The organism is Leisingera sp., assembly GCF_982940295.1.
Window position 1 is genome coordinate 1 of sequence record NZ_CEYXRG010000016.1, and the last position, 25,277, is coordinate 25,277.

Here is a 25,277-nt window from a genome sequence, read left to right on the forward strand (position 1 = left end):
CCAGCAGCCCCACATAAAGCGAAGCCGGGGCGCTGAGCGCCAGGCCTTTGCCAGCTTCGCTTTGAATGTACAATTTTCATTCCTCTCTGGCATTGACGCTAATTCCGGTTGGAGAAAGCGCCCCAATTTCTCCCAAGCGCCGTGTAGGTATCTTCAGCAGGCACCGCAGAATCTTGCAGGCGCTAGAATTGGACATTCCGGTGACCCAACTGCCGCCCCGGCACCCGGAACGGCCTAGTCTTGCGAGCTGCCGTGATGCCGTTCCCTGACCGGCCGTCGGGTCGTGGTCCCCTAACGATCCGGCAGCAATGGATTCATCTCAACTAAATAAATTTCGTTCGTCACCAAGAAAATTACACCGTCGGATTCGGCCGCAGAATCAAATTTGAGGACCCCGCAATTTAATTTGTTTGAGTTCACCCGCCCCCTGCTCGACAGTTTTTCAACCGAAACCTCAGCGACGGCAGGGCGAGCGTAATGGAAACGAAAGCAAGAGTGGTCATTATCGGCGGCGGGGTCGTCGGTTGCAGCATCCTCTACCACCTGGCCAAACGGGGCTGGAAGGATGTGGTGCTGCTGGAACGGCAGGAACTGACCGCAGGCTCCTCCTGGCACGCGGCCGGCAACCTGTTCACCCTGACTGCCCCAGGCAACGCTGCGGTTCTGCAAAAGTACACCATCGACCTCTACCCGGAGCTGGAGCGCGAAAGCGGTCAGGACTGCGGCCTGCACTACAACGGCGAGCTGCTGGTCGCCAAGGACGCCGAAGAGATCAAGACGCTGGCCATCGCCCATGCCTTCGGCAAGCGCTACGGCATCGAATCCGAATTCATCTCCCCGGAGCGCGCCAAGGAGCTTGCTCCGACCCTCAACACCGATGATCTGACCGCGATCCTGCACGAAAAGACCGCAGGTTACTGCGATCCGGCCAGCGTCACCCATGCCTTTGCCAAGGCTGCGCGCAACTATGGCGCCACAATCCACCGCCACACCCCGGTTCTGGAAACCAACCAGCGCCACGACGGCAAGTGGGACGTGGTGACTGAAAACGGCACCATCACCGCCGATTACGTGGTCAATGCCGCCGGCCTCTGGGGCCGCGAAGTGGCGGCACTGGCAGGCATCACGCTGCCGCTGATGCCGGTGGAGCACCACTATCTGGTGACCGAAGAAATACCCGAAATGGCCGACATCGGCAGCGATCACGCGCTGCTCTCCTACGCCGATGCCAACCTCTACATGCGCCCAGAAGGCAAGGGCCTGCTGATCGGCGCCTATGAGAGCAAATGCATCCACTGGGCCGAAGACGGCACCCCGCTGGACTTCGGCCACGAGCTATTGCCCGACGACCTCAGCCGCATGGAGGATGAATTCCTGCAGGCGGTCGAGCTGATCCCCAGCCTCGCCGATGCCGGCATCAAGAGCGTCATCAACGGCCCGATGATCTTTTCCCCCGACCTCGGCCCGCTGATCGGCCCCTACCCTGGCAAGCCGGGCTATTTCTGCGCCAACGGCGTAATGACCGGCTTCAACCAGGGCGGCGGCATCGGCAAGGTGCTGGCGGAATGGATCATCGACGGCGAGCCCTCGCTGGACGTCAGCTTCTGGGACGTGGCCCGCTACGGCGATTATGCCGGCAGCCGCTATGCCAAGCAGATGACCAAATACTGGTACGAAAACCGCTCCAGCCGCATCTACCCCTACCAGACCTTCCCGGCAGCCCGCCCGATGAAGACCTCGCCCATCTACGACCGGCTGAAAGACTCAGGCGCGGTCTTCGGCGAGACCTGCGGCTGGGAAGACGCCTATTGGTTTGCCGCCAACGACGCCGAGCGGCAGCAGAGCTATTCCTACGAGCGCCCCGCCTGGTTCGGAGCCGTGGCCCGGGAGGCGCACGCCGTGCGGGAGACCGCCGGCCTGTTCGAGCTGACCAGCTACGGCAAATACCGCTTCAGCGGCGCCGGTACCGTGGCCTATCTGGACCGCATCATGGCCAACAGGATCCCGGCGATAGGTAAAACAGCGCTCTGCCCGATGCTCAGCCAGCAAGGCAAGGTGATCGGCGATTTCACCGTCACCCGCCTCAGCGCGGACAGCTGCCTGGTGCTGGGCTCCGGGTCGATGGAGAAAATCCACGAGCGCTGGTTCCTGGAGACCATGCCCGAATCCGGCGTCGCTTATGAAAACCTCACCAACCGCTATGCGGGCCTGCATGTGGCCGGCCCCAACGCCAAGGCCATCATGGCTGCCGTCGCCCCGGGCGTCAGCTTCAACAGCGCCGACTTCCCCTTCCTGTCGGGCCGCGAGATGGAGCTGGGCCCCTGCCCCGGCGCCTTTGTCATCCGGGTCTCCTACACCGGCGAATGCGGTTACGAGATCTACATGCCGATGGAATACCAGCGCACGCTGTTCGAGGAGATCCTGGCAGCGGGCGCCCCCCATGGCCTGACCCTCGCAGGCGGCCACGCGCTGATGGCGCTGCGGCTGGAAAAGGGCTTTGCCGGCTGGAACATGGAGCTCACCTCCGACTACTACGCCCACGAAACTGCACTGGCACGCTTTGTCCGCTACGGCAAAGGGGACTTCATCGGCCGCGAGGCTGCCCTGGCCGCCAAGGAGGCCGGGCCGCGGGAATGTTTCGTGCAATTCACCGTCGACGCGGATGAGGCCGACGCCTATGGCGGCGAGCCAGTGTTCCTCAATGGCAAGCTGGCGGGCTACACCAGCTCCGGCGGCTACGGCTACTGCGCGGGCACCAGCCTGGCGCTCGGCTACCTCTACCCCAACGCCATCGACGCAAACGCCGAATATGAGATCGACATCGTGGGCAAACGGTGCAATGCGCGACTGCTGACCGCCCCGCCGGTCGACCCCGAGGGCCTGCGGATGCGCAGCTGACACGCCGCCAATACCGGAAGGGGCTGGGGCATTATCCTCACCGCATCCAGCCCCGCGAACCGGAGCAGCGCCCATCGGGCCTGCTCCGGTTCTTTTCGTTTCCCGACTGCGCGCCTGCCGCCATTTGCACCGCAAAGCGGCGCAGCCGCAGCCTGCGGCTGAGGGCCAAGTCCGGAAGGAGTGCGGAAAGGGAGTGCCAGGCACAGGCAGCCTGCAGCAGCCCATAAAAAAGCTGCCCGGCCATGGGGAAGCCGGGCAGTAAGACCTCATGCAGCTCCGCTGCCGCACAAGGCTGGGAGAGGTGTTCGCAGGTCAGGCCGCGCTGCCGTGGATCTCCTGCTTGCGGCGGGCCATGTAATCCTTCAACTGGTCCTCGATGGCCGCGTCGATCGGCGGCTGCTCATACTGGGCCAGCATCTGCTTCCAGATCCCGTTGGCGCGCTGCGCGCTGTCCTTGCTGCCGCGGTCGCTCCAGTTCTCGTAATTGTCCCAGTCGGACACCAGCGGTGTGTAAAAGGCGCTTTCATAGCGATCCAGCGTGTGCTGGGTGCCAAAGAAATGGCCGCACGGGCCCACTTCGCGGATCGCATCCAGGCCGATGGCGGCATCGGACACCTCGAACGGCTGCTGCGCCGCCGCCATCATCTGCAGCATCTCGGCATCGATGATCAGCTTCTCGAAGGAGGCCACCAACCCGCCGCCCAGCCAGCCTGCGCCCTGATTCAGCAGATGCACATGGCCGCTCATCGCGCCCCACAGCGACATCTGGCTTTCATAGGCCGCCTGCGCATCCACCGCGTTGGAGGCGGTCACATTGCTGGAGCGGAACGGAATGCCGTAACGGCGCGCCAGCTGCCCGGTGGCCTGCGCCGCCAGGGTGTATTCCGGGGTGCCAAAGGCCGGTGAACCGGTTTTCATATCCACGTTGGAGGTGAAGCCGCCATAGATCACCGGAGTGCCCGGCCGCACGCATTGCGCCAGCACGATGCCGGACAGCGCCTCGGCGTTCTGCTGGGTCAGCGCACCCGCAATCGTCACCGGCGACATCGCCCCCGCCAGCGTGAAGGGCGTGATGATCACCGGCTGGCCATGCTTGGCCATCTCGATCAGCCCCTCCCCCATTGGCCCGTCGATCTGCAACGGCGAGTTGGTGTTGATCACGGTGGTGAAAACCGGCTTGCCGATCAGATCCTCGCGCGCGCAGCCCAAGGAGATCGCCGCCATTTCCAGCCCGTCACGGGCACGGTCGGCGCCCAGCCCCCAGGGCTGCCAGTTCTTGTCGGTCAGGGTGATCTGCGCGAAATGCAGGTCCAGGTGGCGGCTCTCCTGCGGCAGGTCCAGCGCCTCGAACGGGCCGCCGCCTTCCTGATGCAGGATGTTCAGGCTCTGCACCAGCCGGATAAAATCACACATCTCCGCATAGGTGCCCTGACGCCGCCCCTTGTCGAGATCGGAGACAAAGGCCGGGCCGCCGACTGAGGCAAAGATCGCGCAGTCATCGCCTAGCTGCACATTGCGCGCCGGGTTGCGGGCGTGCAGCGTAAAAGACGACGGCGGCAGCTTCAGCTTCTCTTCCACCAGCCCGCGGTCGAGCCAGGCCATCTCCTCGCCGTGGTCCACCTTGGCCCCGGCCTCCTGCAGATAGCGCCGCGCCTCGGGGTCCAGCACCTTGACGCCGATCTCCTCCAGGATCGTCAGCGAGGCCTCGTGGATCGCCTCCACCTGATCGGCACTCAGCACATTTGTGGGGGCAGTGCGGTAGCGCACCTGGGTCCAGGGCGACTGGGTTACAGCACCGCCGCTGCGGTCCGGCCGGGCGCCGCCGCGGGCGCGTCTGCGTGCAGTGGTTCGGGTCATGGCTTCCTTCCTGCGGAGAGCTATATACTGTTCACTTGTACAATAAGTAAGCACGAAAATTAACCTCGCGCAATCCTTATTGCTCAATCGTACAGTAAAGCGTCCCGCAGCCTGCCTGGCTCAACCGAGCGCCGCCCAGGATTTCCCGGACTCGCCGCTCACCGTGATCATCCAATTCCGGAAGCGCGGTCCATACGGCAAGCCAGCGCCGCGGGGGGTGGTCACTAGCGCCAAGCACCAGCCGGTGGAAACAACCGCCGGCAATGGCGCCACCAGGAGGCCGGCCGCCAGATCATGATCCAGGTACGGCCTGCGGCCCATGGTGATTCCCAGCCCTTCCTTGGCCGCTTTCAGGCAGCTGGAGCACATGTCCAGCTCCAAGTAGCGTGCATTCCGGTGATCCGCGACCCCCTGCGACTCGAACCAGGACTTCCATTCCTCATCTTCCGACAGGCTGGCGATCAGGGTGTGCTGCAGCAAATCCTTCGGGCCTTCGATATGCCCGTGCGCCGCCAGATACTCCGGCGACGCCACCGGCACGATATCATCGGAAAACAGCACCGCGGCATTCTCCGGCACCTTGTCCTTCGGCAGATAGACCAGGGCAAAATCCGCCTCCCGGTTCAAACCATCCCCCCCCAGCTCGGAGGTGCTCAGCCGGACGGCGATATCGGAGTGCTTCTGATGAAAATCCCCTAGCTGCGGAATCAGCCACACATCGGCCAGCGATGGGAACAGGTTCAGCGTCAGCTGCGACCGCCCGGTTGAACGCGCCAGCGCATCCGTAGCCATCTCGATCCCATCCAGCGCAACACTCAGGCGTTCGAAATAGGCCTGGCCTTCTTCACGCAGGATCAGCCGGTTGTTGCGCCGGATGAACAGTGGCAGCGCCACGAAATCCTCCAGCGCCTTGACCTGATGGCTGACGGCTGAGGCCGAGATGCCCAGTTCCTCGGCAGCCAGCTGAAAGTTGCAGTGGCGCGCCGCCGCCTCAAAAGCCTTAACTGCAGCGAAAGGGGGAAGCCGTCTCTTCATGGTTCTATCCACCGATATTCCGGGTCCGTCCAATTTGACGGCAAGCGACTGATTTCTCAATTGAAGATTTATTTTGTGCCACCACTGAATTTTTTTGCCCTGTCAGCGGCAGCCCCCGCCGCTCCATCATCGTCCGGTAAAATTCCCAGCACAACGAAGCCTGTAACGGGCGCCGGAGACGATGCAGTATTCGATCACATCCTTGGTGAAACAGGCCCTCCGCGGCCATCAGGGCTGGCCCGAGGCCTTCCGCCATCCGGAACCACGGAAACACTATGACGTGGTGATCATCGGCGGCGGCGGCCACGGCCTGGCGACCGCCTATTACCTGGCCAAGAACCATGGCATCACCAATGTGGCGGTGCTGGAAAAGGGCTGGATCGGCAGCGGCAACGTTGGCCGCAACACCACCATCGTGCGCTCCAACTACCTCTTGAACAGCGAAATCCCCCTGCTGGAGTGGTCGCTGAAACTGTGGGAGGGCCTCAGCGAGGAGCTGAACTACAACGTGATGTTCTCCCAGCGCGGCGTGCTCGACATCTTCCACACCGACAGCCAGCGCGACGAGGCGGTGCGCCGCGGCAACGCGATGATCATGAACGGCGTCGACGCGGTGATGCTGGACCGCAAGCAGGTGCTGGAGATGATGCCGCTGGTTGACGAAAACAATGGCCGTTTCCCGGTGCTGGGCGGCCTCCTGCAGCCGCGCGCGGGCAATGCCCGCCACGATGCCGTCGTCTGGGGCTATGCCCGCGCCGCCGACCGCCTGGGCGTCGATATCATCCAGAACTGCGAGGTCACCGGGTTCGAGCGTGACGCCAATGGCCGCATGACCGGGGTGGAGACCACCCGCGGCCGCATCGGCGCGGGCAAGGTCGCCGTCGCGGTGGCGGGCCATACAAGCCAGGTGATGCAGATGGCCGGGGTCAAGCTGCCGGTCGAAAGCCACAAGCTGCAGGCCTTTGTCTCCGAGGCGGTGAAACCCTGCGTCGACACTGTCGCCACCTTTGGCGTCGGCCACCTCTACATCAGCCAGTCCGACAAGGGCGGCCTGGTCTTCGGGGGCATGCTTGACGGCTACAACAGCTTTGCGCAGCGCGGCAACCTGCCGATTGTCGAGGACGTGGCCGAGGCGATGATGATGTTCCTGCCCAGCCTGGGCCGGGTGCGCCTGCTGCGCCACTGGGCCGGCGTGGTCGACATGACGATGGATGGCTCGCCGTACATCTGCAAGACGCAGGTCGAGGGTCTCTATCTGAACGGCGGCTGGAACTACACCGGCTTCAAGGCAATCCCCGGCGCTGCCTGGTGCTTTGCCCATACCGTCGCCAACGACGCGCCGCATAAGTACAACGCGCCGTTCCACCTCGGCCGTTTTGCCGAAGGCCGCCCGGTGGATGCCACCGGCGGCGGCCCCTTCCCCAACCATCACTGAGGAGGGCTGACACCCCATGCGCATCCCCTGCCCGCTGTGCGGCGACCGCCCGCTGGAAGAATTCACCTACCGCGGCGACGCCACCCTCACCCGCCCCGCCGCAGACGCCCCGATGGAGGCCTGGGTGAATTACGTTTACCTGCGTGACAACCCCAAGGGCCCCCACCGCGAACACTGGCGCCACGCCCAGGGCTGCGGCAGTTGGCTGGTTGTCGACCGCAACACCGTCACCCATGAGATCACTCAGGCCATTCAGACCCGTCCCGGCGGGGAGGTGCAGCGATGACCCGCCAAACCCACCGGCTGAATGGCACAGGCCGCCGCCTCGACCGCAGCAAGCCCATCAGCTTCACCTTCGACGGCAAGCGCTACAGCGGCTTTGAGGGCGACACCCTCGCCTCTGCCCTCCTGGCCAATGGCGTCCGCCTGGTCGCGCGCAGCTTCAAGTACCACCGCCCGCGCGGCATCTTCACCTGCGACCCGCATGAACCCAGCGCCCTGGTGCAGCTGCGCAGCGGCGCCCGCCAGGAACCCAACATCCCCGCCACCATGGTGGAGCTCTTTGACGGGCTGGAGACCGCCAGCCAGAACCGCTGGCCCTCGCTGCGCTATGACCTGTTGTCGGTGAACCAGCTGTTTTCACCGTTCTTTGCCGCGGGGTTCTACTACAAGACCTTCAAATGGCCCGCAAAATTCTGGACCGGCCTCTATGAGCCGGTGATCCGCCGCGCCGCAGGCATGGGCCGCCTGTCCGGCAGCATCGACCCCGACACCTATGAGAAGATCCACCACCACTGCGATATCCTGGTGATCGGCGGCGGGGCCGCAGGCCTCAGCGCCGCCCGCGCCGCCGCCCAAGGCGGCGCCCGGGTGACCCTGGTGGAGGAACACCCCCGCCTTGGCGGTTTTGACAGCACCGGCCTGGAACAGGACATCGCCGAACTGGAGGCGCTGGAGAACGTCCGTATCCTGCCCCGCACGATGGTGTTCGGCTGGTATGACAACAACACCTTCGGCGCAGTTGAGCAGGTCTCCGACCACCTGCCCGTCCCCGCCGCCCATCAGCCGCGCCAGCGGATGTGGAAGATCGTGGCCTCCCAGGTGGTTCTTGCCACCGGGGCCCATGAACGCTCGCTGGTCTTTGGCAACAACGACCGCCCCGGCGTGATGCTCGCCTCCGCCGCCGAGCGCTACTTGCGCGACTACGGCGTCCGCCCCGGCAGCCGCGCGGTGATCTTCACCACCAACGACAGCACCGCAGGCCTGGCCAAGGCGCTGGGGGCGGCTGGCGTGACCGTCGCCGCGGTGGCCGACGCCCGCAACGGCGATGAGATCGAAACCGTGCATGGCCGCACCGCGGTCACCGGCGTCACCCTGCGCCACAAGGACGGCAGCCGCCGCAAGCTGGACTGCGACGCGGTCTGCGTCTCCGGCGGCTGGAACCCGGCGGTGCAGCTGCTGGCACAACGCGGCCAGAAACCGCGCTGGAGCGACGGCCTGCAGGCCTTCCTGCCGCAGGACATGGCGGGCGCCGACTTCCTCTGCACTGGCAGCCTGGCCGGGCTGGACGACCGCGACGATTGCCTGACCCACGGCCGGATGGCGGGTGAGGCCGCCGGCAAACGCCTTGCCGCCCCGGACAGCGCCAATCTGGCGGACTACCACAGCTATCTGGAGGCCAATGAAGCGCGCGCCGCCAACTTCGCCTATTTCGAGACCAGCGCAGGGAAGTCAAAGAAATTCATAGACTTGCAGCATGACGTGACAGCGGCAGACGTCTCGCTGGCCACCCGCGAGGGCTACCGCTCGGTCGAGCATGTCAAACGCTACACCACCCTTGGCATGGCCACCGATCAGGGCAAGACCTCCAACATCCACGGTATCGCCGCCATGTCCAAGGCGCTGGACAAGCCGATGGGCCAGGTCGGCACCACCGGCTTCCGCCCGCCCTACCGCCCGGTCAGCCTCGGCGCGCTGGCGGGCCGTTCCCGCGGCAGGCACTGGCGCCCGATCCTGCGCACCCCGCTGCATGGCTGGGTCGAGGACAAGGGCGGGGTGTTCATCGAATCCGGCCTCTGGCACCGCAGCCAGTATTTTCCCAAACCCGGCGAGACCATGAGCCAGGCCATCAGCCGCGAGGTTCAGGCCGTGCGCAGCTCGGTCGGTTTCTGCGATGTCTCCACGCTGGGCAAGATCGACCTGCAAGGCCCCGATGCTCCGGCATTTCTCGACGGGGTCTACAGCAACGGCTTCGCCAAGCTGCCGGTGGGCAAGTCACGCTACGGGCTGATGCTGCGCGAGGACGGCATCGTGATGGACGACGGCACCGTCTCGAGGCTGGCTGAGGATCACTACTTCATCACTACCACATCGGCAGAATCCGATAGTGTTATCAGCCATCTGGAATACTGCCTTCAGGTACTCTGGCCGGAGCTGGACGTTGTTTTTGCCGACGCCGGCGAGGACTGGGCCGGCATCACCTTGGCAGGCCCCCGCGCCCGTGACGTGCTGGCCCGGATCGCCCCGGAACTGGATGTGAGCAATGCCGCCCTGCCCTTCCTGGCGGCGCGCGAATGCACCGTGTTGGACGGCGTGCCCGCACGGCTGTTCCGGATCTCCTTCTCGGGCGAGCTGGCCTATGAAATCTATGTGCCGTCCCCCTATGGCCGCCCCTTGGCCGAGGCGCTGGAGCGCGAAGGTGCGGAGTTCGGCATAACGCCTTATGGGGTCGAGGCGCTGGACGTGCTGCGCATCGAAAAGGGCCATGTCAGTTCGGAGCTGAACAAATTCACCACCGCCGCGGACCTGGGCCTTAGCATGATGATGTCCGCCAAGAAGGACTTTGTCGGCCGCGCCCTCAGCAGCCGTCCGGGGCTGACCGATCCGGACCGCGAAGTGGTGGTGGGGCTGAAACCCCTGGATCCCTCGCACAGCTTCCGCCAGGGCGCCCATATCACTGCAAGAGGCGCCCCCCTCGTGCCGGAAAGCGACGACGGCTATATCACCTCCGCCGCCTGGAGCCCGACACTGAAGAGCCATATCGCCATCGCCCTGGTGCGACGCGGGCGCGAGCGGCTGGGCGAGGTGGTTGAGATCATTGACCCCTTGCATGGCGAAGACCCCGTCCCGGCCACCATTGTGTCCCACCATTTCTATGATCCGGAGAATGCCCGTGTGCGCAGCTGAAGCCAGCCCCCTGTTCTGCCTCGAAGGCCTGGACCTGGCCGGAATTCCCGCCGCAGGCCCTGCCGGGGTGAAGGTCCGGATCGTGACTGGCACCACCGTGCTGCGGATCATGCCCTTCCGGGACCAGGCAGCGGCCGCCGGCGCCGCGCTGGCACCTTTCGGTTTCAACTACCTGCCCAGCCCCGGACGCAGCGGCGTGGCTGGCGGCAACTGCCTGGCCTGGGCGGCCAGCAACTGCTGGCACCTGATCAGCCCGCGCCCTGCCCCTGCGCTGGAGCAGGAGCTGAAACAGTCGCTTGGCAGGCATGCCGCCGTCAGCAGCGCCGGCGGCGGCATGCTGCGGCTGCAGATTGGCGGCGCGGCCTCCTGCGCACTGATGGCCAAGGGATGCGTTCTGGATCTGGACCGCTTCCGGCCCGGCCACAGCGCCGTCACCCTGATGGCCCACACCAGGCTGCACCTGCGCCGCTGTTCCGCTTCGGAGTTCGATCTGCTGATCCCGGCCAGCCATGCCGCCAGCCTCTGGGAGTGGCTCGCCCTGTCCGCCGCTGAATTCGGGCTGGCGGTTGAGATAGTTCCGACCACGCAGGAGGACAGCTGCCCAGTATCGGTGGCCCTTTCCGCATAGCCCCCGGCCTTCCACCAGTCGCCGTGCTAACGCAAAAAGGCCGCCGGAGAAAATCTGGCGGCCCTTGGGCGTTCGCTGAGTCTCCGGGGCTAAACTTCGAACTCCTCCAACGGGTAGCCGGGAGAGTCGATGGCATAGGTGCCATCGGTGTGCGGGCCGATCTCCACTGTCGAATAGGCGGTATCAGCAAAGGCCTTGTTGGCGGTGAAGTCCCAGAAGCCGCTAAAAATGGTTTGGCGGATATAGCCCACCCGCTTCAGCAGTTCCTCGGTGGCCTCCGGAGTGGCAGGGACGCCGGTCACCAGTGCATTCCCGTGGCGGTCGACGAGATCCAGCCACTCCGCCAAGCCGCTGCTGTCCTCCGCCATCACCGCATCGTTGGACATCGCCCACAGCCCATCCTCCAGATCCGCCGCCATCCACAGGCTCTTCGGACGGTCCTCCTGCCACAGGCCCGGTCCTGCCATAGCCTCCAGAAAGGATACCGGGTACTCGCTTTCGTCAGCCTCCTGCGGTCAGGCCACGTCAACCGTCCCGGCCTCCAGCCGCGCGGAAACAGGTGCCAGATCACCGGGAATTGCAAAGGTGTCAACTGACCGCTGCAGCGATTCCGGATTCATGCTGCGGGCACTATGGCAGTGGTCGCGCAGCCAAACCGCCGGATAGCGGGCGACCCGGCCGGTGTCGGCCCAGCAAATCTCCAGTTGCGTGCCAGACACCTGAAAAGATTCGATTTTGGCAGACATCCCCATGCTCCTGTTTGCGATTCCAACTGTGCTGCCACAAACTATTGGACACATGCACAGCTAACGTGAAGGCTTACTACTCAGTTGTACAATTGAGTATTTTCAGTGACGGGCAAATGGTTTGCACTTCCCGCCGGTTGCTGTACAAGTATACAATTACCCGAAAACAGGCAGGGATGGATCAACCTTGGCCAACCAGAAGAGACAGCGCCTAAACCCCGAAGACCGGCGTCGGCTGATGCTGCAAGGAGCCAGGGATTCGCTTGCGAAATACGGTGCCCAAGGCACTGGCGTCCGGGAAATCTGCAAGGACCTGGGGGTTTCCCCGGGCCTGCTCACCCACTACTTTGACGGCAAGGACAGCCTGTTCCTCGAGGCCTACCAGGACATGGCAAAGCAATACCTTGCCGAAGTCCGCGCAATCACCGGCAACACAGAACTGAGTGCCGAAGAGCGGCTGAAACAGCTGTTTCAGCTGTACTTTTCAAACGAATGGTCAAACGACGGCGTTATTGGAACCTACACAGGTTTCTGGAGCCTTTCACAGACAAACCCGGCTCTAAAATCTGCTTTTGAGGAAACGTTTCAGGAGCAGCGGGCAGCCTTCGAACTCCTTATTCAAGGCCTTATCGAAGAACGCAAAATATCTGTAGATTCGCATACTTTCGCTACTTTCCTCTTGGTATTCCTCGAAGGTGTCTGGTTTGAAAGCTGCTTGAATCCAAAGGCTGTCGACAAGGCAAGAATTCAGGTTTTCTGCTGGGACTGGCTAGAATGTTACTTGGCCGCTAAAAGCACAGCCCCTGCCTGACGTGTTCCATCGTCTGGACCTGTTTTGGTGTCACGGTTGTGCAGCCGGCTTAGTACTAATTGGTTCAGGTTCAACAATGCCAATCGCTGCGACGTAGAGAATTACCAGACTTTACCTGCTTGCAACTAGTCTGGTCTTCCAATTGGCCGCTTGCTCCGCGCCTCGTTTGTCTGAGATGACTGCAGCGAAAGGCGGTTTGCGCTCCGCCGATTTCCGCGGACCCGAATGACCGCAAACGGGAAGTTCGCCGCGCGGCCGGAAACCTCGAGCTGCGGGAGCGAGGGGTTTCTGCGGTAGCAATAGCTGCAAGGGCAAAAGGCGGGTCTGGCCGACAAGCACATCAACCTGCCGCAGCTTCCGAACTATTTCCTCCGGCTTGTGTCGCTTGTTCGCCATTCTCAGTCCTCCGTTACCTAAACATAACAGTGGGCCAGTTCAGATGGGGCACTCCAAGCCTCTGTCTTGGCCCAATTTCAGGGACGGACATGGGAAGTTAGCTGAAGGGGACCAAATCAGCCTAGGTTCAGGTTGGATCAGCCAAGGAACTGTCTGTCAGGGTTGTGAAGGAAACCCAGGAAGCTCCCTAGAGCCCTACCGCAGCGGTGTACGGCGTTCTTTGTCTATTTTCGATCAGACTTCTAAATCTGCAGTGTGAGCGTTCCATGCTGACACGCATTTCACAGCACCTTCGAATAGACATAACAGACAGACTTCAATTTCAGTCGTAGGAATGCTGCCCGCGCCATCCAGTCCCAACGCTTTACGAAAGAAACCGTACCAACCAGCAAAGACCACATCACAACCAAAATGACGCAATGATCTATCTAGAGCAGACCTTACTTCTTCCGGCGCCGAAGGCGCCAAAACAAAAGTGCGGGCCTTAAGGAGAGGATCTGCCTTTTGTTGCTTCTACAAGCGCGTCAGACATTCCCCGGTGGTACCCGCTTAGTCGCGAGTAGCAGCCAGGGTTTATCCCTCAACACATAACTTGAGTGTTCGTTGCCCGCTCGCCCGGAACAACTGCGCCATCTGTGGGCGACGCTATTCCGGGCCAGCTGTCGACATGAACCCTCTTACCGAGAACTTGTTCTTAAAAGCACGTGTAAGCGCTTTTATTTCATGTCCAAGGCTTCCTTGTACATTTCCAGCACCGCCTCTTCTTCGGCGATGTCGTTCTCGTCGCGCTTGCGCAGGGCGATGATCTTGCGCATCACCTTGGTGTCATAGCCGCGCCCCTTGGCTTCGGCCATCACTTCCTTCTGCTGCTCGGCGATGGTCTTCTTCTCTTCGTCCAGACGCTCGAACCGCTCGATAAACTGGCGCAGTTCGCCAGCGGTCACACGGTAGTTTTCGCTCTTTTCGTCTTCGGTGATGTCCATCTGCGGCTCCGTCGGCACATGCTGTCTGTTGCTGTCGGAGCAAGGGGATAGCGTCCCGCCCGCCGCGCCGCAAGCCGGGAAAGCGGCAGAGCCGCGCCAAGCGGCAAATTCCGGCACCCGCGCCTGCACGGCTTGCACGCGCGGTCCGGATCAGCTAGGCGCGGCGCAGCGAAAAACCCGCAGGAGCACGCCTATGTTCGATCTAATTGTCTGGACCGGAGCCGCCTTGTCCGTTGCCGGGCTGCTTGGGCTGGTCTGGTGCATCATCAAGGTCGCACGCGCCCGCCGCCAGAACCTGGATGACGACGCGCTGCGTGCTGTGGTGCAATCGGTGCTGCCCTATAATCTGGGTGCCCTGTTGTTGTCGGTTTTGGGCCTGATGCTGGTGATGGTGGGAATTTTCCTGGGCTGAAGCCTGGGTCGCCCCTGCCGTCAAACCGGCATATTGTCGAACATCTCTTCCACCGCCTCTTCGCACAGCGCGGCTTCCAGCCGGCGGAACCGGCGCGGGACCTCTGCGCCCTTTTTGCGCATGTGATCCAAAAGCCGGATGAATTCGGGCCGCATCGCCAGCCGGGTGGCTCCGGTCTCCCGCTGAATTCTGCTTTCCAGCTGTTCGACGGTGTGAAACAGATCGTCCATTGTCATAAGCAGTCCTCCCTACGTCCTGCGATTTTGACAGTATTTCGCAACAGGAATACGAAATCCCGCAAAAATTGTTCTCCATGCCGTAAATTTGCGCATCTTTTACGGCCTGCTGCCGCTTTTGCGGCTTTACTAAACACCCCGGGATGCTAGCGCCGCGCCGCATCGCCTACCTTGACACACATCAGACTGCTGCGATGATTTGAAGGGCACCTGCCGCTCTCAGCACTGGCGGCCTTGAAACACATTCTCAAATCAATATATGATTTCCCATCATCCAGGGAGACTGACAAATGACCCCCGCCGTCAAAGCTTTTTTCGACGAAGCCACCAACACGGTGTCTTATGCAGTGCGCGATCCGGAAGGCACGGCCTGCGCCATCATCGACTCAGTCTTGGACTTTGACCACGCGGCCGGGCGCACCAGCACTGCCTCCGCCGACACCATCATCGCCTGGGTCAAGGCCGAGGGGCTGCGGGTGGAGTGGATCCTGGAAAGCCACGTGCATGCCGACCACCTGTCCGCCGCCCCCTATCTGCAAGAGCATCTGGGCGGTAAGATCGGCATCGGCGACCAGATTACCGTGGTGCAGGACACATTCGGCAAGGTGTTCAACGAAGGCACCGAGTTTCAGCGCGACGGCAGCCAGTTCGACCAGCTGTTCCGCGAAGGCGACAGCTTCATGATCGGCCAGCTGCGCGGCGAGGTGCTGCATACACCCGGCCATACGCCGGCCTGCCTCACCTATGTGATCGGCGATGCCGCCTTTGTCGGCGATACGCTGTTCATGCCCGACTTCGGCACCGCCCGCTGCGATTTTCCAGGCGGCTCCTCTGCCGACCTTTACAATTCCATCCAGAAAATCCTGGCGCTGCCGGATGAAACCCGGATCTTCGTCGGCCATGACTACAAGGCACCGGGCCGCGACGACTATGCCTGGGAAACCACCGTGGGCGAGCAGAAAGCGCTGAACGTGCATGTGGGCGCGGGCCGCAGCATCGAGGAATTCGTCGAAATGCGCGACGCCCGCGATGCGACGCTGGGAATGCCGCGGCTGATCCTGCCTTCACTGCAGGTGAACATGCGCGCAGGCCAGATGCCTGAGCCGGATGACCAGGGCGATGTGTTCCTGAAGATCCCGGTGAACAAGATCTGACCGGGCCAGACGGAGAAAGACAATGCAAGCAGACTGGATTTGGGGACTGGGCGGCGGCCTGCTGATCGGGCTTGGCGGCGCAGTGTATCTGCTCGGCAACGGCCGGATCATGGGTGCCAGCGGCATCCTGGGCGGGCTGCTGGATGGCAGCGGCCGCAACACCGCGGCAGAGCGGATCGCCTTCATCGCCGGAGTGATTGGTATGCCGCTGCTGATCGCATTGCTGACTGGCGGCACTCCGGATACCCATGTCACAAGCAATGCTGCGGTTCTGGTGCTGGCCGGCCTGCTGGTGGGCATCGGCACGCGCGTTGCCAATGGCTGCACCTCCGGCCACGGGGTCTGCGGCATTTCCCGCCTGTCCCTGCGCGGGATTGCGGCCACTGCGGTCTTCATGCTGGCGGGCGTCCTCACACTCGCGGTGCTGCGCCAGATGCTGGGGGTGATCTGATGCTTCGTATTATCCTGGCTTTGCTTGCAGGCAGCCTGTTCGGGGCAGGACTGATGCTGTCCGGGATGACTGACACCGCCAAGGTGCAGGGCTTCCTGGATATCTTCGGCCATTGGGATCCCACCCTGGCCTTTGTGATGGGCGGGGCGCTGCTGCCGATGGCGCTGGCATGGCGGTTGACCGCAGGCCGCAAACCCGCCGCCGGCGGAAGTTTCCCCTCCCCGCCCTCTGCAGAGCTGGACCGGCGGCTTGTCCTTGGTTCGGTGCTGTTCGGCATCGGCTGGGGCCTGGTGGGCCTCTGCCCCGGCCCGGCAATGGCCTCGCTCAGCTATAACAGCTGGCAGGGCGCGCTATTCCTGGCGGCGATGGCCTGCGGCATGATAGCCGCCCCTGCGGTCAGCCGGCATCTGGACCGGGGCGCCGCAAACGCGTAAGGACTCACCCATGGAAGCACGCGTAATCACCCCCCGCTATTCGGTCTCGCCGCAGATCTCGGCTGAGGATCTGCCCGCCATTGCCGCCGCCGGTTACAAGACTGTGATCTGCAACCGCCCGGATGAAGAAGTGCCGCCCAGCCATCAGGCCGAGGCGATCCGTGCCGCGGCAGAGGCCGTGGGGCTGCGGTTTGAGGTTCTGCCTCTGACCCATCAGACCATGACGCCGGAAAACGTGGCGCTGCAGCGGGAGCTGTATGAGGGCGGCGAAGGCCCGGTGCTGGCCTATTGCGCCTCCGGCACGCGCAGCTCTGTGGTCTGGGCCCTGAGCCAGGCAAGCGACATGAGCGCGGACGATATTCTGGAGAAAACCGGCGCGGCTGGCTATCAGCTGGATGGGCTGCGCCCTGCGCTGGATTCACTGGCAAGCCGCTGAGCCGTGGACCGGAAGTGTGCCTGCCCCAGCATGGCAGGCGCTTCCAAGCACTCAGCTCTTTGACCCAAAGTGGACACCGCGCACCGAGCGGCAATGAAAGGGGCGCCTCCTGTCAGCGCTGATGGGTGCGGGCGGAAGGCGCCGCGATCGTTTAGAGGAAGGGACTGAACGTCTGGCATCGCTTCGGGCGCGCCATGCCTCAACCGCTTCCGGGCTGCCGGCCGGTGCGGGGGACCGTATCCAGGACTTTTACTGGTCTGGCGTATAGGGCTGCGGGCCATTCGCCTGAGCAAGGCCGCGACCAGGCAGTTCCAGCTGTTTCAATCAGCCGTTTTCCGTCAGCGCGCTGTCCAGGCCGGCCAGCTGCGAGATTTCTGCTGCCGCATCGCCCGACTCGAAATCGCCGAGGTCGGCGGCAGGCAAGTCAGGCAGATCCGGCAGGTCGGGAAGGTCCGGCAAGCCGCCGTCCAGGCCATCCATGCCCAGCCCGCCATCGCCGTCGAGGCCGGACAGGTCCAAGCCATCCAAGCCGGCATCCATTGCCCCCATACCGCCGCTCATTCCGCCGCCATCCAGCGCCGGGGCTGCCTCCAGCGCGGGCAGTCCGTTATCTTCCATCGGGTCCTGCAGCCCCTGGTCGGCGATGCCCATGCCGAGCGCCGGCGGGCCATCCGGCATCGCTTCCATGCCAGCGCCGTCGGAGAAGGCCATATCGTCCGCGCCGGCATCGCTGACCAGCGTGGTTCTGGGCTGGTTCAGACGGACCGCACGGGCCCCGTTCATCTGCCCCAGCCGCCCCTGCGCAACAGGCTTGCCGCCGATGGTCAGCAAATCGGTTTCATAAAGGTAGGCTTGATCCAGCGGCAGCGTGTCGCCAACCTTCAACCCGGCAAAGTCGCGCAGCGGCACGCGCATCTTGCACAGAACCGCCGTCAGCTCAGCGCGGATTGAATCGAGGTTACGGCCCAGTGACGGCCCCTGGGAGCCGCCGCCCTGACCGTCCTGCAGTTCCTCAGCGGTGGGTTCCGGCAAGATCAGCTTCATCACGCCCTGCATGGCGCCGCAGGCAAGATCCAGGTTCAATTCGATCACCCGGTAATCCTCAGCCTCCAGCCCCAGCACCAGGCTGCGCACGTTGTCAACCTGTGCGCCAAAGCGGTATCCGGAGAAGATGGCCTGATCCGCGTGGCCGTCCAGCATCGACATGACCTTGGCAAAGGTGCGTTCCAGAAATTCGGCGGTCATGGCAGCATCGGTGGGGGTATAGACGCGTTCAGCCGGCGCCTTGCCGATCACCGCGCCAATGGTCTGCTGCTGGATCAGCGCGGTCACGGTGGCCGCGTCCATGCTGGCCGCACCGATCCGCCCGTTCGGGCAATCCAGCACCACCAGAAGATCCTTGTCGGACAGGTTTTGGGCAAGATCCTCAGGGATGCGATTGCACTGGCGGGCCGCCAGCACCGCCATCGGCAGCTCGCACAGATCCGCAGCCGCGCGCGCGACAGAACGGCGCAACGCCTTCAGCGTCAGGGAGCTGTTGATCGCCCCGGCGCCTTCCTTGGTTGCTGCCAGCTTGCGTGCAAGCACACTTTGCTTACCGCTGCCCGCCTGTGCTGCTTCTGTCTCAGACATAGGCTGTTTAACCTGCCCCATACGCGTCCCGTTTCCTTGGTTTTACCCGAAAGGAGGTTAACAACTTCTGTATTCCCGCGCAGGTTACGCCGCCTTTTCGCCCGCGGCGGGTAAGGAAACCCGGAAAGCGCCGCCGCTGCGCCCAGGCAGATAGCGGATATCGCCGCCAAGCCGCTGCATGACCTCGCGGCAGATCGCCAGACCCAGCCCGGCCCCGCCCGCGCGTTCAGGGCTGACGCGGGAGAATTTCTCGAAAATCATCTGCTGGAAATCCGCAGGCACGCCGCTGCCATTGTCCGTGAAATCAATATGCAACCGCCCGCCGGCGGCGGTGGTGGAGATGGTCAGCTCCGGGTCGTCCGCGTCGCAGTATTTCTGAGCGTTGGCGATCAGGTTGATGAACACCTGCGCCAGCCGGTCGAGGTCTGAGGAGATGCGGTATGCCTCTGCCTCGGGGCTGCGGGTCACCTTGAGCGGCCTGTCTGACCCCGCCAGAGCAGCGGCGACCGCGTGGTCCAGCACTTCCGTCAGGGTGCCTGCCGTCATGTTGAGGCTCACCTGGCCGTTCTCCAGCACGCTGAGGTCCAGAAGGTCGTTGAGCAGCCGGGTCAGCCGCAGCGTCTCGTCATGGATGATGCCGGCATAGTGGCGCTGTTCATGCGGGCTGAGCTGGGCGTCATCGCGCAGGATCTCAGAGAACGCCCGGATCGACGTCATCGGCGTGCGCAGCTCATGGCTCACCTGGCTGAGGAACGCGTCTTTCTGCTCTGAAATCTGCGTAAGTTTCTCGTTTGTTTCCCGCAACTTGCGAGCCGTTGCCGACAGCTCCGCAGATTGCGCCTCAAGGCGGCTGGAGTATTCCAGCATCTGCGCCGTCTCATCCGCCACTGCCAGCAGATCCTGCACCGAGACGGACGAGCCGCCGACGATCTGGCCGATCATCGCGTGCGCCGCCGCCGCCCCGATAGAGGCGCTGAGCTCGCGCTCCAGCCGCTCCAGGAAGGCAGGCGTCGGCTCCGGCAGCGGGCCGCGGCCGCCCTGACGCAAACGTTCCCGCTGGAAGAAGGCCTGCGCCTCGGAGGCCCCGAGGATCCGCTGCGACATGATCATCAAGTCCTCGGATTGCGCAACCGAACCGGTCCAGCCGCGCGGGCCCGCGGAATGGTCAAAGACATTGACGAATTGCGCGCCCTGCAGCCGCTCCAGCGGGCTGGGGAAGCTCATCAGCGAGACCAGGCAGAAGGCCGTGGCATTGAGGCTCATCGACCACATTACCGCATGCACCGTCGGGTCCATTCCCTCGATCCCGAACAGCGCTTCGGGCCGCAGCCAGCTGAGGCCGAAAAGCCCTTCGCGCAGTATGTGTTCCGGCAGCAGCCCGCCGCCCAGTGCGGGCAGCAGCATGGTATAGAGCCAGATGGCAAATCCCACGGTGAGACCGGCCAAGGCACCGCTGCGGGTGGCGCCGCGCCAGAACAGCCCGCCAACCAGCGCCGGCAGGATCTGCGCCACACCGGCAAAGGAGATCAGGCCGATGGCCGCCAGCGCCGCAGCGCCGCCCGAAAGGTGATAGTAGAAATACCCGAGCGCCATGATCACGGCGATCGACACCCGGCGGGAGAACAGCACCACGTCGCGCACATCGCCGGAAACCGAGGCCTGGCGGCTTTGCAGCCGCAGCCAGACCGGCATCACGATATGGTTCGACACCATCGTCGACAGCGCCATCGCCGCCACGATCACCATCGACGTCGCGGAGGAAAAGCCGCCGAGGAAAGACAGCACAGCCAGCCCCTGCTGCCCCTGCTGCAGGGGCACCGTCAGCACGAACATGTCCGGGTTGGCACCCGCGGGCAGCAGTTCCAGTCCGACAACGGCGATCGGCACCACGAACATGGAGATCAGCAGCAGATAGAGCGGGAACGCCCAGGAGGCGATGCGCAGGTGGCGCTCGTCCTCATTCTCCACCACCATCACCTGGAACATCCGCGGCAGGCAGACAAAGGCGGCAGCGGCCAGGAAGGTGATGGTGGCCCAGCGGCTGCCGTCGACGTTCCACTGGCCGATCTGCGACGCGTCGATACGCTCCAGCGTCTCGCCGACACCGCCCGCCACACCCCAGACCACAAACACCCCCACTGCCAGCAGTGCGGCCAGTTTGACGATGGCTTCCAGCGCAATGGCGGTCACCACCCCGTGGTGGCGCTCATTGGCGTTGAGGTTGCGGGTGCCGAACAGGATTGCGAACACCGCCAGCCCGGCGGCCACCCAGAACACGGTCGAGGTCTCGTTATAGCCGCGTATGGGATCGGCCTCGGCGAAGATGGCAAAGGACAGGGTCACCGACTGCAGCTGCAGCGAGATATAGGGCGTTACACCAATCACCGCGAGGATAGTCACCCCGGTGGCCAGCAGGTTCGACTTGCCATAGCGCGAGGATATGAGGTCGGCGATGGAGGTGATCCGCTGGCTGCGCCCGATCCGCACCAGCTTGCGCAGGCCCCACCACCAGCCGATCATGACCAGCGAAGGGCCGAGGTAGATGGTCACGAACTCCAGCCCGGAGCGCGCTGCGTAGCCGACCGCGCCGTAAAAAGTCCAGGCGGTGCAATAGACCGACAGTGACAGCGTGTAGATCAGCGGCGAGCGCATCCAGGCCGCACTGCGGCCGCGGGAGGCCATCCGGTCGGCCCAGAAGGCGATGAAGAACAAAAACGCCACATAGGCAAGGCAGACAAAGGCCAGCACGTTGAGGGAGGCCATCAGCCGTCCTCCCCGTGATCCGGCCGGTCACCGGGCAGCCCTGCCCCGTCCGGCCCTCCGCCGGTCCAGTGATCGGCCCATCGCTGCACCGCCATGCTGAAGACGAAACAAGCGCCGATTAGCCCGATCCAAACCGAAAACACATAGATAACGGCCGAAGACATGCTGACCCCGTCCCGGGCCGCCGGATGGGTGGACGCCTCAGGCCACAACAGCGGCAGCGCCAGCAGCAGCGCCCCCAGCACCGGCAGCAGCCGGGCGATATCCATCAGGCGGCGGCGGCGGTAAGTCTGGCGCTCCGCGCGGGTGCCCGTTTGCTCTTTGGCGCCGCCCTCCCGGGTCATCCCTGCCCGGCCTGGGCGTGCAGGTCCCGCACTGCGGTCAGCACCTCGGCATTGGAAAAGGGTTTGGTCATGAAACGGGTGACGCCCGCTTTCTCCGCCATCTCGCGGTCGCGCATCTGGCCGCGGGCGGTCAGCATCAGCACCGGCAGCGTCTGCATGGCGCTCTCGGCGCGCAGTTCGCGGACAATCTCCAGCCCGCTCTTGCCCGGCAGCATCAGATCGAGAATCACCAAGTCGGGATCGGCATCCCGGATCACCTCGACAGCGGTGGCGCCATCAGTGTGCGCATCCACGCTCCACCCGTCCCGGGTCAGCAGAAACCGGATGGCCTCGGTGATATTCGGCTCATCTTCGATCAGTACAACATGCCTGCCCATCAGCAGAATTTCCTCCCGGCGCGCCCTGCCGGACAAGCCGGTGCGGGTACGCATTCCTTTTTGCGCAGGTTAGCCCCGCGGCCATACGGCTGTCAAAACTCTTCCTTCAGGATCGACGGCTCGCGCCGGGCCGGACAGCCCTGACGCGGGCAGACCCGGCAGCTGGCGCCCACCGGCTGCGGGTCCTGTGCCTCCTGGCCGCCGGGCAGAATAAGCATCACCGCCCGGTACAGCGGGTCAGCCCCGAAATCCGGTATCTCCAGTGGCCAGGCGACCGCCATGCAATCAAAGGCCGCCGCATTGCGCCCCTGCTGCACCACGCTGCGCCGCACCGGCACATGCGGGCGCACCAGCGCAGTATAAAGCGGCCACAGCGGACAGGACGCCCCGAAGCGCGGCATGGCAAAGCCAGTGACCGGCTTGCGGAACAACAGCGTGCCGGAGGCATCGCAGATCACCAGCCCGGCTTCCCGCCCCAGCACCTCCTCCGGCAGCGCGGCCAGACGCCGCAGCACCACTGGCAGGCTGCAACCGAACTGCCGCGCCAGCGCCACCGGGTCGAGCCCGCCCGAGCGTATCTGGCGCGACAGTGCCGGCAGCGGCATGGCGCGGGCATCTGCCTGGTATTGCTCCAGCGCAGCGCGGGCCAGGCTGCGGGCGGCTTCGCTTACCAGCTCGGGAGCGTCCCGCACCAGATCCTCCGGTGCAGCAGCGTCCTCCTCCAGTGCCGGGAAGTGGAAACGGCTGGCCTGCAGGAAGGCTTCGGCCTCCTCCTGCGGCATGCCACGGCGGTCCTCGCCGGTATCCCCCTCATCCAGAAAACTCACCAGCGCCCGGCTGCTTTCCGACAGCCGCAGCGAATCCTCGTTGAGGTTTTTATGAAAGCGGTCGCGCCATTCCGGCTCCAGCTCACCGGTTTCCGCCAGGATCGACGCGGTGGAGCGGATCGCGGCGGCGGTCGACAGCACCTCATGCACCGAGGCCGCCAGATTGGGGTCATGGGTCAGCCGGTCCGACAGGGTTTCCACCGTCCGCTCCAGCGTGGCGATACGGCGGTGGCCGGAGGCCAGCACCTCGGCCCAGCCGGGAAAGCGGCCTGCAAATTCGTCCACCCGGTCCAGCTCCGCCACCGGCACGCCGCTGTCTGCTGCCGCCTCCCGCAGGGTGGAGATCAGCGCCGCCTCCGCCCCCTCGCTCAGCATCGAGGGCTCGACCCCCAAAACCCCGGCAATGCCGACCAGAAGCTTGCCGCCGATTCTGCGCCGGTTGTGCTCAATCAGGTTGAGATAAGAGGCTGAAATCCCTGCCTCCCGCGCCAATTCGGCCTGGCGCAATCCAAGGATGAGCCTGCGCTCGCGGATCCGGCTGCCAGTGAGGGTATCGCGTGCCATTCAGGCGGGCCTCCCAAAACACTTCCAATTCAAGGGCTTTCTGCAACGCAATATAACTTTGTTTACAGTATGCCGCGGAATATTGTTCATTTATTTACAGAATTTTCAAGCTGCAAAAGGGTTTTATTGCTTGGGTTTACATGACGCTCTCATACTGATTTTGCACGAACAGTGCTGGTACCGCGCAGAAGTGAGGAGCTGCAAGGCACCAATCATATTAGGGAGGAATACATGTCTAAATTTGACGTTTCGCGTCGTGGTGTCCTGAGGACCGGCGCACTCGCAGGCGCCGGTGTGGCACTGCCGACGATCTTTACCGCCTCTTCCGCCGCCGCTTTCACCAATGAGCCGACCGGCGGCACCGTCACCCTGGGCTTTAACGTGCCGCAGACCGGCCCCTATGCCGACGAAGGCGCAGACGAGCTGCGCGCCTATGAGCTGGCGGTCGAGCATCTGAACGGCGGCGGCGACGGCGGCATGATGAACACCTTCAGCTCCAAGGCGCTGCAGGGCAGCGGCATTCTGGGCAAGAAGGTGGAATACGTCACCGGCGACACCCAGACCAAATCCGACGCCGCCCGCGCCTCCGCCAAGTCGATGATCGAGAAGGACGGTGCGGTGATGATCACCGGCGGCTCCTCCTCCGGTGTGGCAATCGCCGTGCAGGGCCTCTGCCAAGAGGCAGGCGTGATCTTCATGGCGGGCCTCACCCACTCCAACGACACGACCGGCAAGGACAAGAAGGCCAACGGCTTCCGCCATTTCTTCAACGGCTACATGTCGGGTGCAGCGCTGGCGCCGGTGCTCAAGAACCTCTATGGCACCGACCGTATCGCCTATCACCTGACAGCCGACTACACTTGGGGCTGGACCCAGGAGGAATCGATCGCCGCCGCCACCGAGGCGCTGGGCTGGCAGACCGTGAACAAGGTCCGCACACCGCTGGCCGCCACCGACTTCTCCTCCTACATCGCTCCGGTGCTGAACTCGGGCGCCGACGTGCTGGTGCTGAACCACTATGGCGGCAACATGGTGAACTCGCTGACCAACGCGGTGCAGTTCGGCCTGCGCGAAAAGGTGGTGAACGGCAAGAACTTCGAGATTGTCGTGCCGCTCTACTCCCGTCTGATGGCCAAAGGCGCCGGTGCCAACGTGAAGGGCATCCATGGCTCCACCAACTGGCACTGGACGCTGCAGGACGAGGGTTCCAAGGCCTTCGTGAAGTCCTTCGGCACCAAATACGGCTTCCCGCCGAGCCAGGCCGCGCACACCTGCTATGTGCAGACCCTGCTTTACGCGGATGCGGTCGAGCGCGCAGGCAGCTTCAACCCCTGCGCCGTTGTGGAAGCGCTGGAAGGCTATGAGTTCGACGGCCTGGGCAACGGCCCAACGCTCTACCGTGCCGAAGACCACCAGTGCTTCAAGGATGTTCTGGTGGTGCGCGGGAAAGAGAACCCGACCTCTGAATTCGACCTTCTGGAAGTGGTCGAAGTCACCCCGCGGGCACAGGTGGAATACGCACCGGATCACCCGATGTTCGCTGGCGGCAACCTGGGCGCCTGCAACCCGGGCGCATAAGCCAGCCACAGGGCGCCGGAATTTTGAAAAAATTCCGTGCCGGATTCCGTACCGGAATCCGGCTGCCCCAACCGGCCCGTCCGCTCCCCCGCCG

Annotated in this window: 23 protein-coding genes; 12 read left to right on the plus strand and 11 right to left on the minus strand. The window is 63.8% G+C overall.

From position 1 onward, the window contains the following. Positions 1-477: 477 nt before the first annotated feature. The gene (locus tag AC4HIX_RS14600; RefSeq protein WP_490399481.1) at positions 478-2,898 is read left to right on the plus strand and encodes an FAD-dependent oxidoreductase; all 2,421 of its coding nucleotides are present in this window, start codon (positions 478-480) and stop codon (positions 2,896-2,898) included. Between the two features lie 312 nt (positions 2,899-3,210). Here the strand turns inward: AC4HIX_RS14600 and AC4HIX_RS14605 are convergent, their stop codons facing one another. Both AC4HIX_RS14605 and AC4HIX_RS14610 read right to left on the minus strand, forming a co-directional pair. Further along, positions 3,211-4,755 (minus strand): trimethylamine methyltransferase family protein, encoded by a 1,545-nt coding sequence (locus tag AC4HIX_RS14605; RefSeq protein ID WP_490399482.1) that lies wholly within the window; start codon positions 4,753-4,755, stop codon positions 3,211-3,213. A 120-nt stretch (positions 4,756-4,875) separates the two neighbouring features. Beyond that, positions 4,876-5,790 (minus strand): LysR substrate-binding domain-containing protein, encoded by a 915-nt coding sequence (locus AC4HIX_RS14610; protein ID WP_490399483.1) that lies wholly within the window; start codon positions 5,788-5,790, stop codon positions 4,876-4,878. Between the two features lie 181 nt (positions 5,791-5,971). On the opposite strand from AC4HIX_RS14610, the gene AC4HIX_RS14615 reads away from it, so the two are divergent. Genes AC4HIX_RS14615 through AC4HIX_RS14630 form a run of 4 tightly spaced genes read left to right on the plus strand, consistent with a single transcriptional unit; the run spans position 5,972 to position 11,039 of the window. Beyond that, the gene (locus AC4HIX_RS14615; RefSeq protein ID WP_490399484.1) at positions 5,972-7,225 is read left to right on the plus strand and encodes a sarcosine oxidase subunit beta family protein; all 1,254 of its coding nucleotides are present in this window, start codon (positions 5,972-5,974) and stop codon (positions 7,223-7,225) included. Between the two features lie 16 nt (positions 7,226-7,241). Beyond that, the gene (locus tag AC4HIX_RS14620; RefSeq protein ID WP_490399485.1) at positions 7,242-7,511 is read left to right on the plus strand and encodes a sarcosine oxidase subunit delta; all 270 of its coding nucleotides are present in this window, start codon (positions 7,242-7,244) and stop codon (positions 7,509-7,511) included. Continuing rightward, on the plus strand, positions 7,508-10,411 hold the full coding sequence (locus AC4HIX_RS14625) for a sarcosine oxidase subunit alpha family protein (protein ID WP_490399486.1): 2,904 nt from the start codon (positions 7,508-7,510) through the stop codon (positions 10,409-10,411). The genes AC4HIX_RS14620 and AC4HIX_RS14625 overlap by 4 nt, the downstream gene beginning before the upstream one ends. Beyond that, on the plus strand, positions 10,398-11,039 hold the full coding sequence (locus AC4HIX_RS14630) for a sarcosine oxidase subunit gamma (protein ID WP_490399487.1): 642 nt from the start codon (positions 10,398-10,400) through the stop codon (positions 11,037-11,039). The genes AC4HIX_RS14625 and AC4HIX_RS14630 overlap by 14 nt, the downstream gene beginning before the upstream one ends. A gap of 89 nt (positions 11,040-11,128) precedes the next feature. On the opposite strand, the gene AC4HIX_RS14635 is transcribed toward AC4HIX_RS14630, so the two are convergent. Together AC4HIX_RS14635 and AC4HIX_RS14640 are read right to left on the minus strand one after the other, a co-directional pair. After that, on the minus strand, positions 11,129-11,506 hold the full coding sequence (locus AC4HIX_RS14635) for a TauD/TfdA family dioxygenase (protein ID WP_490399488.1): 378 nt from the start codon (positions 11,504-11,506) through the stop codon (positions 11,129-11,131). A 48-nt stretch (positions 11,507-11,554) separates the two neighbouring features. Next, positions 11,555-11,785, minus strand: a complete 231-nt coding sequence (locus AC4HIX_RS14640; RefSeq protein ID WP_490399489.1) for a gamma-butyrobetaine hydroxylase-like domain-containing protein — start codon at positions 11,783-11,785, stop codon at positions 11,555-11,557. A 187-nt stretch (positions 11,786-11,972) separates the two neighbouring features. Here AC4HIX_RS14640 and AC4HIX_RS14645 point away from each other — a divergent pair, with 187 nt between their 5' ends. After that, on the plus strand, positions 11,973-12,596 hold the full coding sequence (locus AC4HIX_RS14645; protein ID WP_490399490.1) for a TetR/AcrR family transcriptional regulator: 624 nt from the start codon (positions 11,973-11,975) through the stop codon (positions 12,594-12,596). Positions 12,597-13,708: 1,112 nt separating this feature from the next. Here the strand turns inward: AC4HIX_RS14645 and AC4HIX_RS14650 are convergent. Next, entirely contained in the window at positions 13,709-13,975 is a 267-nt protein-coding gene (locus tag AC4HIX_RS14650) for a DUF2312 domain-containing protein (RefSeq protein WP_475051459.1), read from the minus strand. Between the two features lie 193 nt (positions 13,976-14,168). Between AC4HIX_RS14650 and AC4HIX_RS14655 the strand changes: the two genes are divergently transcribed. Further along, a complete protein-coding gene (locus tag AC4HIX_RS14655) occupies positions 14,169-14,387 on the plus strand; it encodes a hypothetical protein (RefSeq protein ID WP_490399491.1) in 219 nt (72 codons plus the stop codon). Positions 14,388-14,407: 20 nt separating this feature from the next. On the opposite strand, the gene AC4HIX_RS14660 is transcribed toward AC4HIX_RS14655, so the two are convergent. Beyond that, the gene (locus AC4HIX_RS14660; protein ID WP_475051454.1) at positions 14,408-14,623 is read right to left on the minus strand and encodes a hypothetical protein; all 216 of its coding nucleotides are present in this window, start codon (positions 14,621-14,623) and stop codon (positions 14,408-14,410) included. A gap of 290 nt (positions 14,624-14,913) precedes the next feature. Here AC4HIX_RS14660 and AC4HIX_RS14665 point away from each other — a divergent pair, with 290 nt between their 5' ends. Genes AC4HIX_RS14665 through AC4HIX_RS14680 form a run of 4 tightly spaced genes read left to right on the plus strand, consistent with a single transcriptional unit; the run spans position 14,914 to position 17,098 of the window. Further along, a complete protein-coding gene (locus AC4HIX_RS14665; RefSeq protein WP_490399492.1) occupies positions 14,914-15,777 on the plus strand; it encodes an MBL fold metallo-hydrolase in 864 nt (287 codons plus the stop codon). A 22-nt stretch (positions 15,778-15,799) separates the two neighbouring features. Continuing rightward, complete coding sequence (locus tag AC4HIX_RS14670; protein ID WP_490399493.1) at positions 15,800-16,228, plus strand: YeeE/YedE family protein; 429 nt, start codon at positions 15,800-15,802, stop codon at positions 16,226-16,228. Further along, positions 16,228-16,662 (plus strand): DUF6691 family protein, encoded by a 435-nt coding sequence (locus AC4HIX_RS14675; RefSeq protein WP_490399494.1) that lies wholly within the window; start codon positions 16,228-16,230, stop codon positions 16,660-16,662. The genes AC4HIX_RS14670 and AC4HIX_RS14675 overlap by 1 nt, the downstream gene beginning before the upstream one ends. Positions 16,663-16,672: 10 nt before the next feature. Next, positions 16,673-17,098, plus strand: a complete 426-nt coding sequence (locus AC4HIX_RS14680; RefSeq protein ID WP_490399495.1) for a protein tyrosine phosphatase family protein — start codon at positions 16,673-16,675, stop codon at positions 17,096-17,098. Positions 17,099-17,422: 324 nt separating this feature from the next. Here AC4HIX_RS14680 and AC4HIX_RS14685 read toward each other — a convergent pair whose 3' ends face one another. The 5 genes from AC4HIX_RS14685 to AC4HIX_RS14705 all read right to left on the minus strand — a co-directional run bounded on the left by AC4HIX_RS14685 (position 17,423) and on the right by AC4HIX_RS14705 (position 23,605). Next, positions 17,423-18,730, minus strand: coding sequence for a FliM/FliN family flagellar motor switch protein (locus AC4HIX_RS14685; RefSeq protein ID WP_490399496.1), 1,308 nt, complete (start codon positions 18,728-18,730; stop codon positions 17,423-17,425). Between the two features lie 84 nt (positions 18,731-18,814). Beyond that, a complete protein-coding gene (locus AC4HIX_RS14690; RefSeq protein WP_490399497.1) occupies positions 18,815-21,493 on the minus strand; it encodes an ATP-binding protein in 2,679 nt (892 codons plus the stop codon). Then, a complete protein-coding gene (locus tag AC4HIX_RS14695; RefSeq protein ID WP_490399498.1) occupies positions 21,493-21,837 on the minus strand; it encodes a hypothetical protein in 345 nt (114 codons plus the stop codon). Before AC4HIX_RS14695 ends, AC4HIX_RS14690 begins: the two co-directional genes overlap by 1 nt. Next, positions 21,834-22,214 carry a response regulator transcription factor gene (locus AC4HIX_RS14700; RefSeq protein WP_490399564.1) on the minus strand — a complete coding sequence of 127 codons (381 nt, stop codon included), beginning with the start codon at positions 22,212-22,214 and terminating at the stop codon, positions 21,834-21,836. Before AC4HIX_RS14700 ends, AC4HIX_RS14695 begins: the two co-directional genes overlap by 4 nt. A 92-nt stretch (positions 22,215-22,306) precedes the next feature. Continuing rightward, entirely contained in the window at positions 22,307-23,605 is a 1,299-nt protein-coding gene (locus AC4HIX_RS14705) for a short-chain fatty acyl-CoA regulator family protein (RefSeq protein ID WP_490399499.1), read from the minus strand. Positions 23,606-23,836: 231 nt separating this feature from the next. On the opposite strand from AC4HIX_RS14705, the gene AC4HIX_RS14710 reads away from it, so the two are divergent. Then, the gene (locus tag AC4HIX_RS14710; protein ID WP_475051439.1) at positions 23,837-25,183 is read left to right on the plus strand and encodes a substrate-binding protein; all 1,347 of its coding nucleotides are present in this window, start codon (positions 23,837-23,839) and stop codon (positions 25,181-25,183) included. Positions 25,184-25,277 lie beyond the last annotated feature (94 nt).

Coding starts and splice junctions, on each gene's coding strand:
- AC4HIX_RS14600 (WP_490399481.1), top strand. CDS start 478: ATGGAAACGAAAGCAAGAGTGGTCATTATCGGCGGCGGGGTCGTCGGT.
- AC4HIX_RS14605 (WP_490399482.1), bottom strand. CDS start 4,755: ATGACCCGAACCACTGCACGCAGACGCGCCCGCGGCGGCGCCCGGCCG.
- AC4HIX_RS14610 (WP_490399483.1), bottom strand. CDS start 5,790: ATGAAGAGACGGCTTCCCCCTTTCGCTGCAGTTAAGGCTTTTGAGGCG.
- AC4HIX_RS14615 (WP_490399484.1), top strand. CDS start 5,972: ATGCAGTATTCGATCACATCCTTGGTGAAACAGGCCCTCCGCGGCCAT.
- AC4HIX_RS14620 (WP_490399485.1), top strand. CDS start 7,242: ATGCGCATCCCCTGCCCGCTGTGCGGCGACCGCCCGCTGGAAGAATTC.
- AC4HIX_RS14625 (WP_490399486.1), top strand. CDS start 7,508: ATGACCCGCCAAACCCACCGGCTGAATGGCACAGGCCGCCGCCTCGAC.
- AC4HIX_RS14635 (WP_490399488.1), bottom strand. CDS start 11,506: ATGGCAGGACCGGGCCTGTGGCAGGAGGACCGTCCGAAGAGCCTGTGG.
- AC4HIX_RS14640 (WP_490399489.1), bottom strand. CDS start 11,785: ATGTCTGCCAAAATCGAATCTTTTCAGGTGTCTGGCACGCAACTGGAG.
- AC4HIX_RS14650 (WP_475051459.1), bottom strand. CDS start 13,975: ATGGACATCACCGAAGACGAAAAGAGCGAAAACTACCGTGTGACCGCT.
- AC4HIX_RS14655 (WP_490399491.1), top strand. CDS start 14,169: ATGTTCGATCTAATTGTCTGGACCGGAGCCGCCTTGTCCGTTGCCGGG.
- AC4HIX_RS14660 (WP_475051454.1), bottom strand. CDS start 14,623: ATGACAATGGACGATCTGTTTCACACCGTCGAACAGCTGGAAAGCAGA.
- AC4HIX_RS14665 (WP_490399492.1), top strand. CDS start 14,914: ATGACCCCCGCCGTCAAAGCTTTTTTCGACGAAGCCACCAACACGGTG.
- AC4HIX_RS14670 (WP_490399493.1), top strand. CDS start 15,800: ATGCAAGCAGACTGGATTTGGGGACTGGGCGGCGGCCTGCTGATCGGG.
- AC4HIX_RS14675 (WP_490399494.1), top strand. CDS start 16,228: ATGCTTCGTATTATCCTGGCTTTGCTTGCAGGCAGCCTGTTCGGGGCA.
- AC4HIX_RS14680 (WP_490399495.1), top strand. CDS start 16,673: ATGGAAGCACGCGTAATCACCCCCCGCTATTCGGTCTCGCCGCAGATC.
- AC4HIX_RS14685 (WP_490399496.1), bottom strand. CDS start 18,730: ATGTCTGAGACAGAAGCAGCACAGGCGGGCAGCGGTAAGCAAAGTGTG.
- AC4HIX_RS14690 (WP_490399497.1), bottom strand. CDS start 21,493: ATGGCCTCCCTCAACGTGCTGGCCTTTGTCTGCCTTGCCTATGTGGCG.
- AC4HIX_RS14695 (WP_490399498.1), bottom strand. CDS start 21,837: ATGACCCGGGAGGGCGGCGCCAAAGAGCAAACGGGCACCCGCGCGGAG.
- AC4HIX_RS14700 (WP_490399564.1), bottom strand. CDS start 22,214: ATGGGCAGGCATGTTGTACTGATCGAAGATGAGCCGAATATCACCGAG.
- AC4HIX_RS14705 (WP_490399499.1), bottom strand. CDS start 23,605: ATGGCACGCGATACCCTCACTGGCAGCCGGATCCGCGAGCGCAGGCTC.
- AC4HIX_RS14710 (WP_475051439.1), top strand. CDS start 23,837: ATGTCTAAATTTGACGTTTCGCGTCGTGGTGTCCTGAGGACCGGCGCA.